The 12094-nt window shown below is 67.5% G+C and carries 11 protein-coding genes; 3 read left to right on the top strand and 8 right to left on the bottom strand.

All coding sequences use genetic code 11. The features are described 5' to 3' along the window. Positions 1–37: 37 nt before the first annotated feature. The 8 genes from ITJ61_RS18790 to ITJ61_RS18755 form a co-directional block, all read right to left on the bottom strand. Positions 38–1360: a thymidine phosphorylase gene (locus tag ITJ61_RS18790; RefSeq protein WP_194687115.1), complete on the bottom strand. Its 1323-nt coding sequence runs from the start codon at positions 1358–1360 to the stop codon at positions 38–40. Further along, a complete protein-coding gene (locus ITJ61_RS18785) occupies positions 1357–1776 on the bottom strand; it encodes a cytidine deaminase (protein ID WP_104243042.1) in 420 nt (139 codons plus the stop codon). The genes ITJ61_RS18790 and ITJ61_RS18785 overlap by 4 nt, the downstream gene beginning before the upstream one ends. Before the next feature lie 2 nt (positions 1777–1778). After that, a complete protein-coding gene (locus ITJ61_RS18780; RefSeq protein WP_194687114.1) occupies positions 1779–3089 on the bottom strand; it encodes an ABC transporter permease in 1311 nt (436 codons plus the stop codon). Beyond that, positions 3086–4390 (bottom strand): ABC transporter permease, encoded by a 1305-nt coding sequence (locus ITJ61_RS18775; RefSeq protein WP_104243047.1) that lies wholly within the window; start codon positions 4388–4390, stop codon positions 3086–3088. The genes ITJ61_RS18780 and ITJ61_RS18775 overlap by 4 nt, the downstream gene beginning before the upstream one ends. After that, a complete protein-coding gene (locus ITJ61_RS18770; RefSeq protein WP_104243049.1) occupies positions 4387–5886 on the bottom strand; it encodes an ABC transporter ATP-binding protein in 1500 nt (499 codons plus the stop codon). The genes ITJ61_RS18775 and ITJ61_RS18770 overlap by 4 nt, the downstream gene beginning before the upstream one ends. Positions 5887–6071: 185 nt before the next feature. Next, complete coding sequence (locus ITJ61_RS18765; protein WP_258063371.1) at positions 6072–7157, bottom strand: BMP family lipoprotein; 1086 nt, start codon at positions 7155–7157, stop codon at positions 6072–6074. A 240-nt stretch (positions 7158–7397) separates the two neighbouring features. Further along, positions 7398–8483, bottom strand: coding sequence for a BMP family lipoprotein (locus ITJ61_RS18760; protein ID WP_194687113.1), 1086 nt, complete (start codon positions 8481–8483; stop codon positions 7398–7400). A gap of 91 nt (positions 8484–8574) precedes the next feature. Further along, positions 8575–9687 carry a mannose-1-phosphate guanylyltransferase gene (locus ITJ61_RS18755; RefSeq protein WP_104243055.1) on the bottom strand — a complete coding sequence of 371 codons (1113 nt, stop codon included), beginning with the start codon at positions 9685–9687 and terminating at the stop codon, positions 8575–8577. A gap of 124 nt (positions 9688–9811) precedes the next feature. Between ITJ61_RS18755 and ITJ61_RS18750 the strand changes: the two genes are divergently transcribed. The 3 genes from ITJ61_RS18750 (at position 9812) to sdhD (ending at position 12049) form a co-directional block, all read left to right on the top strand. Beyond that, a complete protein-coding gene (locus ITJ61_RS18750) occupies positions 9812–10957 on the top strand; it encodes a glycosyltransferase family 4 protein (protein WP_194687112.1) in 1146 nt (381 codons plus the stop codon). Between the two features lie 303 nt (positions 10958–11260). After that, on the top strand, positions 11261–11593 hold the full coding sequence (gene sdhC, locus ITJ61_RS18745) for a succinate dehydrogenase, cytochrome b556 subunit (RefSeq protein WP_416366864.1): 333 nt from the start codon (positions 11261–11263) through the stop codon (positions 11591–11593). 12 nt (positions 11594–11605) lie between these two features. Further along, entirely contained in the window at positions 11606–12049 is a 444-nt protein-coding gene (sdhD, locus tag ITJ61_RS18740) for a succinate dehydrogenase, hydrophobic membrane anchor protein (RefSeq protein WP_181058009.1), read from the top strand. Positions 12050–12094: the final 45 nt, after the last annotated feature.

The following is a 12094-nucleotide window of genomic DNA, read 5'->3' as shown; positions in this document are numbered from 1 at the left end:
TGGAGAAGGTTTCCCTTCTCGACACCGCCTGCCTGCACTATTCGGCCCCGATGCGTCCTGCGATGAGCGGACCGCCGGTGAGAACCTCCGACCCGGCGTCCCCGACCTCGTACGCACCCTCGAGCGCCTCGAGCGCACGCGGGAAGCGAGCGGCGTCCTCGGCAGAGAGCGTGAAGAGCACATCGCCCTTCTTGACGGTGTCGCCCGGCTTCGCAGCCAGGTCGATCCCGGCCGCGTGGATGACCGGGTCCTGCTTGCGCGCGCGGCCCGCTCCGAGGCGCCACGCGGCGATGCCGAAGGGCAGCGCCTCCTGGCGGGTGAGCACGCCGTCGCGGTCTGCCCGCACCTCGTGCGTCTCGTTCGCCACGGGCAGCGCGCCGTCCGGGTCGCCGTCCTGCGCCGCGACCCAGCGCCGCCACACATCCATCGCCGCGCCGTTCTTCAGCGCACCCTCGACGTCGGCGTCCGGCTGGCCCGCCAGACGGAGCATCTCGCGGGCGAGCTCGACCGTGAGCTCGACGACGTCGGCAGGCCCCCCACCAGCGAGCACCTCGACCGACTCGCGAACCTCGTTGGCGTTGCCGATCGCGAGCCCGAGCGGGACGTTCATGTTCGTGAGCAGCGCCGACGTGCGCACGCCGGCGTCTTCGCCGAGCGCCACCATGGTCTCGGCGAGCGCGCGGGAGCGCTCAATGTCGCCCATGAAGGATCCGGAGCCGAACTTCACGTCGAGCACGAGCGAGTCGGTGCCCTCCGCGATCTTCTTCGACATGATGCTCGACGCGATGAGCGGGATGCACTCGACCGTGCCGGTGATGTCGCGGAGCGCGTACAGCTTCTTGTCGGCTGGCGCCAGGCCGGCTCCAGCGGCGCAGATGACGCCGCCGATCTCCTGGAGGAGGCGGAACATCTCCTCGTTGCTGAGGTCGGCCCGCCAGCCGGGGATGGCCTCGAGCTTGTCGAGGGTTCCTCCCGTGTGGCCGAGCCCGCGGCCGGAGAGCTGCGGCACCGCGACACCGAAGGAGGCGACGAGCGGCATGAGCGGAAGCGTGATCTTGTCGCCGACGCCCCCGGTGGAGTGCTTGTCGACCGTGACCTTGCCGAGCCCGTCGAAGTTCATCCGCTCACCGGATGCGATCATCGCGAGGGTCATGTCGCGGATCTCGGTGCGCTCCATGCCGTTGAGGAAGATCGCCATCGCCATCGCGGCCATCTGCTCGTCGCCCACGAAGCCGTTCGCGTACCGCGAGATGAGCCAGTCGATCTCCGGCGTCGACAGGGATCGCCCGTCGCGCTTCGCCTTGATGAGGTCGACGGCGTCGAACGCCTCGATTGCGGAGAGGGCGGGGGTGGAGCTCATGCGATCCCTTCGAGATCTCTGGGGCCGAACGCATCCGGCAGTACCTGGTCGATGGTGCGGATGCCCGAGACGGTGTCGAGGAGCATCCCTGGTGCTGAGAACTCGTACAGCAGCTGACGGCAGCGGCCGCACGGCATGATGATGTCGCCGGCGCCGTTGCAGCAGGAGAACGCGACGAGCTTGCCGCCGCCGCTCGCCTGGAGCGCGGACACGAGCCCGCACTCGGCGCACAGGCCGACTCCGTAGCTGGCGTTCTCGACGTTGCAGCCGACGACGATGCGTCCGTCGTCGACGAGCGCGGCGGCGCCGACCGAGTAGTTCGAGTACGGCGCGTAGGCCTTCGCCATGATGTCGCGTGCGGCCTGACGCAGGGCTTCCCAGTCGGGTGCGAGCGCTTCGGTGTCCGGTGCTGTCATCGCTATGCCTTCACGTAGGGTTTGCCCGCCGCGGCGGGTCCGCGCGACTGGCCGACGAATCCGGCCACGGCGAGGATCGTGACGATGTAGGGGATCATCGCCATGAACTCGGGTGGGATGTTCGCGCCGACCTGGCTCACGAGGGTCTTCAGGTTCGAGGCGAAGCCGAAAAGCAGCGCCGCGAGGGTGGCGTAGACGGGGTGCCAGCGCCCGAAGATCAGTGCGGCGAGGGCGATGTAGCCCTGGCCGCTTGTCATCTCCTGGCTGAACGAGCCGACGCTGCCGAGCGTGAAGAAGCTCCCGCCCGCGCCGGCGATTGCACCCGAGAGGAGGACGTTCCAGAACCGGGTCTTGTTGACCTTGATCCCGACCGTGTCGGCAGCCTTCGGGTGCTCGCCGACGGCGCGGAGGCGCAGGCCCCAGCGGGTCTTGAAGAGCGCGAAGGTGAGCGCGGGCACCGTGAGGAACATGAGGTACACGATGAAGGTGTTGTCGAAGAGCAGCGGCCCGATGACGGGGATGTCGCTCAGCAGCGGGATCGCGAAGCGCGGGTACTTCTCGTTCTGCGCGATCGTGTTGAGGAACCCGCTGTCGCGGGTCATGACGCCCGAGTAGAGGAAGTTCGTCAGGCCGATGACCAGCATGTTGATGACCACGCCGACGACCACCTGCTCGACGAGGTAGCGGATCGAGAAGACCGCGAGGATGAGCGAGACGAGCATGCCCGCGAGGATCGCGCCGAGGAGGCCAAGGAACGGGTTGCCCGTCATGGAGCCGATGAGCGCCGAGGTGAACGCGCCGGCGAGGAGCTGGCCCTCGATGGCGATGTTCACGACGCCGACGCGCTCCGAGACGAGTCCCGCCATGGATCCGAAGATCAGCGGGGTCGAGATGGCGAGCGTTCCGGTGAGGAGCCAGGTGAGCGGGACGTTGGCGTTGGCGCCGATGAAGACGATGAGCGCCCACACCCAGAGGACGCCGAAGACGACCATGACCCACATGGGCAGCTTCTCGCCCGCCGCTGTGCGGAGGAAGGCGACGACGGTGATTCCGGCGAGGATCACGCCGATGATGAGGTTCGTCATCATGGTCGGCAGGACCAGGGGGGCGAACTTGATGGGGACGCCATCCGAGTTCAGGTCGATCGTGCTCGAGGCTCCCGCAGGTGCGAGCAGCCCGAAGACGATGAGGACGAGCGCGCTGAAGAACGCGTACGCGATCGGCGCCTTCCAGCTGCGGGTCGAGCGGACCTCCGCTTTGGTGCTTGCCCCTACCGGGATCTGCTCCTCGGTGCTCGGCGTCACTGCGGTCATGCGTTCACCTCGTTCTTCTTGCCGTTGCTGCCCTTGTCGCTGCTGTCTTCCCGGCCCTCGCGCGACGCGCGGATGCGGTCGAGGAGTCGGATGCCGGACGGCCGCGGGAGGCGGAAGATTGCCCGGATGAGCGGCGGCGCTGCGATGAAGAGCACGATGAGGCCCTGGATGACGGCGACGATGTCGATGGGGATGCCCTCGACGACCTGCATGGGGAAGGAGCCCGCCTTGAGCGCTCCGAAGAGGAGGCCGGCGAGGATGATGCCGACCGGGTGACCGGCGCCGAGCAGCGCGACGGTGATGGCATCGAAGCCGATACCCGCGTGCACTCCGGGGTCGTAGCCCGCTGTCGCGCGACCGAGCACCTGCGTGGCACCGGCGAGGCCGATGAAGGCGCCGGCGATGGCCATCGTGAGGAAGGTGATGAAGGCGACGTTGATGCCGGCCGTTCGAGCGGCGCTCGGGTTGAGGCCGACCGCGCGCACCTTGAAGCCGACCGTGGTGCGCTCCATGATCCACCAGTAGACGAATGCGGCGGCGATGGCGAGGATGAAGCCCCAGTCGGCGGCACCGACGAGGTCAGGCAGCTGCGCGGACTCGACGATGGGCTTGGCCTTGGCGTTGCCGCCAGCACCCTCGGCCTGGAAGACCGGGGTCTTCAGCAGGTAGGTGATGCCCCAGAAGGCGATCCAGTTGAGCATGATCGTGACGATCACCTCGTGGGCGCCGGTCTGCGCCTTCAGCCAGCCGGCGATGCCGGCCCAGAGCGAGCCGCCGACGATGCCGGCGAACGCCGCCACGAGGACGTGCACGACGAACGGCAGCTGCAGGCTCGCGCCGATGAAGCCCGTGAAGAGCGCGGCGATGAGGATCTGACCCTGACCACCGATGTTGAAGAGGCCGGCACGGAACGCGAACGCGACGCCGAGGCCCGCCGTGATGAGCGGGGTCGCCCACATGAGCGTGTTGGTCAGCGGCACGAAGCCGTTGCGGGGCGAGTAGATCGCGCCTTCCCACAGCGCGCGGAACGCACCGCCGATGACGCCGCCCGCCGCCGTGAAGAGGTCCATCGGCCGCGAGAAGAAGTAGCCGGTGGTCTCGAGCACGTCGTCGCTCGTGAAGACGACGAGGAGGGAGCCGATGAGCAGCGCCAGCACGATCGCGAGGATCGAGCGCAGCGGCCCTCCGCCGAGGATGTCGCGCCAGAGGCCGTGCCACGGCGACTGCTCGCTCGCGGCGGCCGGCACCTGGGTGCCGGGTGGCGGCGGGGTCTCCGCCGTCACGTTCTGCAGCTGGCTCATACCTCTACCCCCGCCATCATCTGGCCGAGCACGTCTCGCGACGTCTCCGGTCCAACGATTCCCATGCTCTTGCCCTGGTACATGACCATGATCCGATCTGCCAGCTGGACTACTTCGTCGAGCTCCGTCGACACGATGATGACCGGGATGCCCGAGTCGCGGACGCGCACGATCTGCTCGTGCACGAACTCGATCGATCCGACGTCGAGACCTCGGGTCGGCTGCGAGGCGATGAACATCCGCAGGTCGCGGCCGAGCTCGCGCGCGAGGACGACCTTCTGCTGGTTTCCGCCGGAGAGACGACCCACGGCCGTCTCGATGGACGGTGCCCGGACGTCGAAGTCCTTGACGTTCTTCTCCGCGAAGGCGGTGATCTCCCGCAGGTTGAGCGCGATGCCGTTCGAGAACGGCGGGCGGTCCGCCCGGTCGAGCACGAGGTTCTCCGCGATCGTGAAGTCGCCGACGATGCCGTCTTCGGTGCGGTCTTCCGGCACGAAGCCGAGTCCCGCATCCAGCGTCTTCTTGACCGACTGCCCGATGAGCTCGTTGCCGTCGAGGCTGATCGAGCCGAGCGCCTTCTTGTGGAGGCCGAGGATGGCCTCCGTGAGCTCGGTCTGACCGTTGCCCTGCACGCCGGCGATCACGAGGATCTCGCCCTCGCGCACCTCGAAGCTCAGCTCGTCGACCTGCTTGGCGCCGACTTCGTCGAAGACCGTCAGCTCGGAGACGACGAACGTCGTCTCGCCCAGCTTCGGGGCCTCCTTGTCGACGTCGAGGTCGACCGCTCGGCCCACCATCTTCGCCGCGAGCTCTTCGTTGGACTCGCTCGGGAGCGCCGTGCCGACGACCTTGCCTCGCCGGATGACCGTGATGCGGTCCGCCACCTTGCGGACCTCTCGCAGCTTGTGCGTGATGAAGACGATGGAGGTGCCGGCCTTGCGCAGCTGATCCATGATGACGATGAGCTCGTCGGTCTCCTGGGGCGTGAGCACGGCGGTGGGCTCGTCCAGGACCAGGATCTTCGCGTCGCGCGAGAGGGCCTTGATGATCTCGACGCGCTGCTGCGCGCCGACGGGCAGGTGCTCGACCAGCGCATCGGGGTCGATGTTGAAGCCGAACTGCGCCGACAGGTCGCGCACCTTCTGGCGCGCGCTGTCGATGTCGAGCACGCCGAGCCCACTGGCCGGCTCGTGCCCGAGCATGAGGTTCTCCGCCACGGTGAAGACGGGGATGAGCATGAAGTGCTGGTGGACCATTCCGATGCCGGCGGCCATGGCATCGCCAGGACCGGAGAAGTGCCGGACGTCGTCGTCCAGCAGGATCTCGCCCTCATCGGCCTGATAGAGGCCGTAGAGCACGTTCATCAGGGTCGACTTGCCAGCACCGTTCTCGCCGAGGAGCGCATGGATCTCGCCCTCCTCGATCGTGAGGTTGATGTTGTCGTTGGCCGTGAAGGCACCAAATCGCTTGGTGATGCCTCGAAGCTCGAGTTTCATAGCGGTCCACTTCGCTGTGCAGTAGTGCGGAATACGGCCTGGTGGGCCGGTGATACGCGAGCCGGTCGCGGTGGTGACCGCCGCCAGCTCGAGATGCATGCGTAGGCATGCTACGGGGCCGCCGCGAGTTTGCGCGACGGCCCCGCATCATGTTGTGCCCAGACGTCAATCTGGACAGCAGAGGATCAGACCTTGGGTGAGGAAGGCGACAGTTCCGGGTACTTGCCGTCGATGACTTCCTGCTTCAGGGTGTCGATCTCGTCGAGCGTGCCGGAGGGCAGCTCGGACTCGAAGGCTCCGAAGCCGGAGAGGCCGACGCCCTCGTTCTCGAGGACGCCCGTGTAGGTCGTGCCACCCTCGAAGGTGCCGTCGACGCTCTGGGAGATCGCGTCGAGAACCGTGACGTCGAGGCCCTTCATGATCGACACGAGGATGATGTCCGCGTACTGCTCGTCTGCGACCGCGAGGTCGGAGTCGACGCCGAGGATGACGGCGTCCTGGCCGCCTTCGCGGATCGCCTCAGCTGCACCCTGGTAGAGGGGGCCGCCGACGGGGAGGATGACGTCTGCACCCTGGCTGAGGAAGCCGGTGGAGATCTCCTTGGCGCGGGAGACGTTCGTGAAGTCGTCCACGAACGAGCCCTGCTGCGAGTCGACGTCCCAGCCGATGACCTTGACGTCCTTGCCCTTGACCTCGTTGAAGTGCTTGACGCCGTTGGCGAAGCCGTCCATGAAGATCGTGACGGTCGGGATGGCGGCGCCGCCGTAGGTGGCGACGGTGCCCGTCTTGGAGTACGCAGCCGAGGCGTAGCCCGCGAGGAACGCGGCCTGCGCCGTGTCGTAGTTGAGCTCGAGCACGTTCGGGATGCCGAGGCCCTCGACGTCGACGATCGCGAAGTCGACGTCTGGGTTCGCCTCGGCCGCTGCGGCCGTCGCGTCTGCCAGCTTGAAGCCGACGGGAACGATGATCTTGCAGCCCTGGTCGACCATGGTCGTCAGGTTTGCCGCGTAGTCGTCCGGTGTTGCCGACTCCGCCTCGAGCACGTTGACTCCGAGCTCGGACTCCGCGTTCTCGAGCCCCGTGTGCGCAAGCTGGTTGAAGGAGCGGTCGTCGAACCCGCCCTCGTCAGACACCATGCACGCGGTGAAGTCGGATGCGCCTTCAGCGGCCCCATCGCCTGCTTCTGGCGCGGGGGCACAACCGGCGAGCACGAGGGCTGCGACGCCCACCGTGCCAAGTGCAGCGAAACGCTGCTTCGAAGAGATAGCCACTCTCGATCCTCCTGAGTTGGATGTCCGTCGGGCCGCAGAACGCGAACACGACGAAGCTGGTGATTGCCCGAGCATAGCCGTAGCGCTGCGTCACAATTCGGCCGAAATCGGAATCGAAACCCGACCGTTGCACAGTTACGAGTGTGTTTCTCGGCGCGTCGCCCGGCGACGCTCACGGCACCGCATCGTCGCAGGCCGATCGGTCGGTGCGGACGTGCGGATGCCCGCTCCGGGGGTCCGTCAGTTCGCTCCCGTCGGCGATGACGGCGACTCGACGATGATCTCGCCGGAGATGATCTTGGCCTTGAGCGCCTCGACCTCCGCCTTCAGCTCGGCGGGGATCTTCGCATCCCAGTCGTGGAAGGACGAGAGCCCGACGCCGTCGTTCTCGAGCGTGCCGACGTTGTTGCCCGCCTCGAAGGTCCCCGCGATGTCGGAGCCGATGACGCCGAGGATGGCCGGCTCCATCCGCTTCTCTACCGTCGTGACCAGGAGCGGCCGGTACTCCTCGCCCAGAAGCTCGTACCCGTCGGAGTCGACCCAGATGATGCCGACATCGCCCGCGGCCAGTGCCGCCGCAGCAGCACCCTCGCCCGCCTGAGCCGCGACGGGCATGATGATGTCGGCCCCCTGCGAGATGAGCCCCTGCGCCGTGGTCTGCGCGGCGTTCGTGTTCGTGAAGTCGTCGGTGAAGGATCCCTGCTGCGACTCCGGGTCCCAGCCGACGACCCGCACCGAGGCGCCCTTCGTCGTGTTGTACTGCTCGACGCCCGCCGCGAAGCCGTCCATGAAGACCGTCACGGGCGGCTGGTTGCCGCCGCCGAACGTCCCGACGACCCCGGTCTTGCTGACCCCCGCCGCCAGGTAGCCGGCAAGGAACGCCGCCTGGGCCGTGTCGTGCACGATGGACGCGACGTTGGGACCATCCACGACCTCGTCGACGATCGAGTACGTGATGTCCGGGTTCGCCTCCGCGGAAGCGCGGGTCGCGTCGGCCAGCTCCCAGCCGACCGTGACGATGTAGTCGCAGCCCTCGCCGACCATGGTCTCGAGGTTCGTCTCGTAGTCAGCCTGCGACTGCGAGACCGTCTCGCGCATGTCGACGCCGTACTCCGCCTTGGCCGCCTCGAGCGACTCGAAGACGGCCTGGTTGAAGGAGCGGTCCTGGATGTTGCCGCTGTTCGCGACCATGCACGCCAGGTAGTCGCTTCCCGCAGCCGCTGCGCCCGTCGACCCAGGCGCCTCTGGCGGCGCCTGGCAGGCCGTGAGAGCGAGGGCAGCGATAGCGAGCGCGCCGACGGCGCCTGGAATACGAGAGCGTGACATGCCGGAAGAGTAGTGGGAGCCGGGTGCAGACCGCTACGCGCGTGCACGGATCGTTGTGACCGTGCACGCGCGCAGATGAGTGGAAGGCGGGCTAGAGGACTTCCGGCCGCTTCGACGCCTTGATCTCGGCGACGAGCTGCTTGACCTTCTGCGCGTTCGCCGCGGTCGTGACGAGCAGCGCATCCGGGGTGTCGACCACGACGATGTCCTTGATGCCGGCGATCGCGACGACGCGGTCGGTGTGGTTGACGATGAGGCCGGAGCCGTCGACGACCACGACGTTGCTCTCATCGCCGTGCACGGTCACGCCGTTCCCGTTGGTGCTCTTGCGGAGCCGGCTCACGGCCGCGAAGTCCCCCACGTCGTCCCACTGGAAGTAGCCGGGGATGACGGCCAGCTCGCCGCGGGCGGCCGCCGGCTCGGCGACGGTGTAGTCGATGGCGATCTTCTCGAGGTTCGGCCAGACGCGAGCGGTGACCTCCGCCTGCTGATCGGTGCCCCAGGCATCCGCGATCTCATTGATGCCGGCGGCCAGTGGCGGGTTCGACTCGGCCAGCGCCTCCATGAGGCGGTCGACGCGGGCGAAGAACATGCCGGCGTTCCAGAGGTACTCGCCGGAGGCGAGGTAGCGGCGAGCTGTCGCCTCCTTGGGCTTCTCGACGAACGCGTCGACCTTCCGCGCACTCGGGGCGGCGGGGATCTTCAGCGGCTTGCCCGCTCGGATGTAGCCGAAGGCGGTGGACGGCTCGATGGGCTGGATGCCGATCGTGACGATGGCTCCGGCGTCGGCCGCCTCGACGGCTTCGCGCACCGCCGCTGCGAAGCGGTCGGTCGCACCGATGAGGTGGTCAGCGGCGAACGAGCCGATGATGGCGTCGGGCACACGCCGCTGCAGGATGGCCGCGGCGAGGCCGATGGCCGCCGTCGACTCGCGACCCTCGCTCTCGAGGACGATGTTCTCCTCGATGAGCTCTGGGAGCTGCGCGCGCACCTCCTTGGCGTGCGCCTCTCCCGTCACGACGAGGAGCCGGTCCTCCGCGCACAGCGGCGCGAGGCGGTCCCAGGTCGCCCGCAGGAGGGTCGAGCCGTTCCCGACGACGTCGTGGAGGAATTTCGGGGCTTCGGCCCGCGAGAGGGGCCACAGTCGGGAGCCGACGCCTCCCGCTGGAATCACGCCATAGAACCGATCGATCGCATCTGCCATGCGCAACACCCTAGGGGAACACTGTCACGCGCTGGTTTCGGCGGGACGAAGCTGTGGAGAAGTCGTCGTGCGGGCGTCGCCGCGAGTTCACCTCCGTGCCACTCCCAGCACCTACGTTCGCCCTATGCGCATCGCTGTCGTCACCGAGAGCTTCCTCCCCACCGTCAACGGCGTGACGAACAGCGTCTGCAAGGTGCTCGACCACCTCGCACTGCGCGGACACGAGGCCATCGTCGTCACTCCGGCAGCCGGCTCGCCGAAGGACTACAGGGGGTTCCGCGTCGTCGAGGTGCCTGCTCTCGACTACCGCCAGTTCCCCGTCGGACTCCCCTCCCCCAGGGTCGATCGGCTCCTCGCCGAGTTCGCGCCAGACGTCGTACACGCCGCGAGTCCACTCTTTCTGGGATCGCAGGCGATCGCAGCCGCGAAACGACGCGGCATACCGAGCGTGGCCGTCTTCCAGACCGACGTCGCCGGGTACACGAAGCGCAACAAGCTGAGCGCCATGGAGGGCTTCGCCTGGTGGTTCATCCGCTGGCTGCACAACAACGCAGACCTGACGCTGGCGCCGTCGAGCGCGGCGCTCGGCGACCTGCGGCGCGCCAAGATCACGAACGCCACCCGCTGGGGCCGAGGCGTCGACCTCGAGACCTACCATCCGCGCAACAAGCACGAGCAGAGCGTGCGCAGCAGCCGCAAGCGCCTGGGCGCCGACTCGCGCACCATCATCGGCTACGTGGGCAGGCTCGCGCCCGAGAAGCAGGTCGAGCGCCTCGCCTCGCTCAGGGGGCTCGACGACGTGCAGCTGGTCGTCGTGGGCGATGGGCCGTCGGAGCCGAGCATCCGGAAGGCCCTCAAGGGGGTCCCGGTTCATTTCGCCGGGCGACTCGGCGGCCGAGACCTGGCCATGGCCTACGCGAGTTTCGACGTCTTCGTGCACACGGGGACGGAAGAGACCTTCGGGCAGACGATCCAGGAGGCCCACGCCAGTGGCCTGCCCGTCGTCGCCCCCTACGCGGGCGGGCCCATCGACCTCATCGAGCACGGCGTCGACGGATTCCACTTCGACCCCGACCGAGCAGGCGACCTCGATCTGCGGGTCATGCTCGAGAAGCTCGTCGACGCTCCCGAGCTGCGTGCCAGGATGGGCGAGGCCGGCCGCCGCCGAGTGCTCTCGCGCTCGTGGGAGAGCGTCTGCGACGAGCTGCTCGGCCACTATGCCGACGTGTTGGCCGAGGCGCGGCGCCCCGTCACGCTGCCGCTCGCCTGAACGGCCCGGTCCATGCCTTGGCCTCACGCAGACAAGGCCGCCAAGGAAGGTTAACCTTGCCAGCCGGAAACGGCGGGAGGCGTAGTCTAGGCGGGTATCAACATGCCCAACGCAGTGTGGTTGGGAGCTGCCGCTCAGTCTTCACCTTCTCGGCGCAAGAGTCCTGAGCGGAAGAACGCAACGCGACAGAAGGGCAATCCCGTGTCAGCCGTACAGACACCAGCTCCGGCGGGCTCGACAGCCCCGAAGAACACAGCGAAGAAGCCGCGACGCGGCGGCACGCTGTACCGGGGGAACGAGGGCATGTGGTCCTGGGTCCTCCACCGCATCACCGGCGTCTCCATCTTCTTCTTCCTGATCGTGCACGTGCTCGACACGTCGCTCGTGCGCGTCAGTCCTGAGGCCTACAACGCGGCCATCCACACCTACCAGACGCCCATCATGGGCATCGGCGAGGTCGGACTCGTGGCAGCCATCTGCTACCACGCGTTCAACGGAATCCGCATCATCCTCATCGACTTCCTGCCCGGCGGCGCGAAGTACCAGAAGCTCATGTTCTGGATCGTCATCGGCCTCTGCGTCGTCACGATGCTCGGCTTCACGCCCCGCCACCTCATCAACGTGTTCAGCCACTAGGAGGGAGCTGCCATGACTATCGAAACCATCGAGTACCCCCGTTCAGCAGCTGCCGCCAAGAACAGCACCAACTGGGAGCGCATCGGCTGGGCGTTCATGCGCGTGTCCGGTGTGCTGCTGGTCATCCTCATCTTCGGCCACCTCTTCACGAACCTCATGGTCGGCCAGGGCGTCGCCGCCATCGACTTCGCGTTCGTCGCCGGCAAGATGGCAGACCCCTTCTGGGTGGTCTGGGACACGCTCATGCTGGTCCTCGCGTTCATCCACGGCGCCAACGGCATGCGCACGATCATCAACGACTACGTGTCGAAGGCGAGCACGCGTCGCGCACTGCAGGTCACGCTGTTCCTCGTCACGACGGTGCTCATCGTCCTCGGCCTCCTCGTGATCTACACGTTCGACCCGTGCCCCGCGAACGGCGCAGCCGAGAACCTGCCGAGCTTCTGCCCGGCCTAGCCGACCCGCTCGGCCACACGACTTCCACCACCTCAGAAAGAAGAG

Source organism: Pseudoclavibacter sp. VKM Ac-2888 (assembly GCF_015351285.1).
GTDB lineage: Bacteria > Actinomycetota > Actinomycetes > Actinomycetales > Microbacteriaceae > Pseudoclavibacter.
This window is presented reverse-complemented; position numbering and strand designations above follow the sequence as displayed.

Excerpts from the sequence above, each read along its gene's own strand:
- ITJ61_RS18790 (WP_194687115.1), bottom strand. The coding sequence starts at position 1,360 with ATGAGCTCCACCCCCGCCCTCTCCGCAATCGAGGCGTTCGACGCCGTC.
- ITJ61_RS18785 (WP_104243042.1), bottom strand. The coding sequence starts at position 1,776 with ATGACAGCACCGGACACCGAAGCGCTCGCACCCGACTGGGAAGCCCTG.
- ITJ61_RS18780 (WP_194687114.1), bottom strand. The coding sequence starts at position 3,089 with ATGACCGCAGTGACGCCGAGCACCGAGGAGCAGATCCCGGTAGGGGCA.
- ITJ61_RS18775 (WP_104243047.1), bottom strand. The coding sequence starts at position 4,390 with ATGAGCCAGCTGCAGAACGTGACGGCGGAGACCCCGCCGCCACCCGGC.
- ITJ61_RS18770 (WP_104243049.1), bottom strand. The coding sequence starts at position 5,886 with ATGAAACTCGAGCTTCGAGGCATCACCAAGCGATTTGGTGCCTTCACG.
- ITJ61_RS18760 (WP_194687113.1), bottom strand. The coding sequence starts at position 8,483 with ATGTCACGCTCTCGTATTCCAGGCGCCGTCGGCGCGCTCGCTATCGCT.
- ITJ61_RS18755 (WP_104243055.1), bottom strand. The coding sequence starts at position 9,687 with ATGGCAGATGCGATCGATCGGTTCTATGGCGTGATTCCAGCGGGAGGC.
- ITJ61_RS18750 (WP_194687112.1), top strand. The coding sequence starts at position 9,812 with ATGCGCATCGCTGTCGTCACCGAGAGCTTCCTCCCCACCGTCAACGGC.
- sdhC (WP_416366864.1), top strand. The coding sequence starts at position 11,261 with ATGTGGTCCTGGGTCCTCCACCGCATCACCGGCGTCTCCATCTTCTTC.
- sdhD (WP_181058009.1), top strand. The coding sequence starts at position 11,606 with ATGACTATCGAAACCATCGAGTACCCCCGTTCAGCAGCTGCCGCCAAG.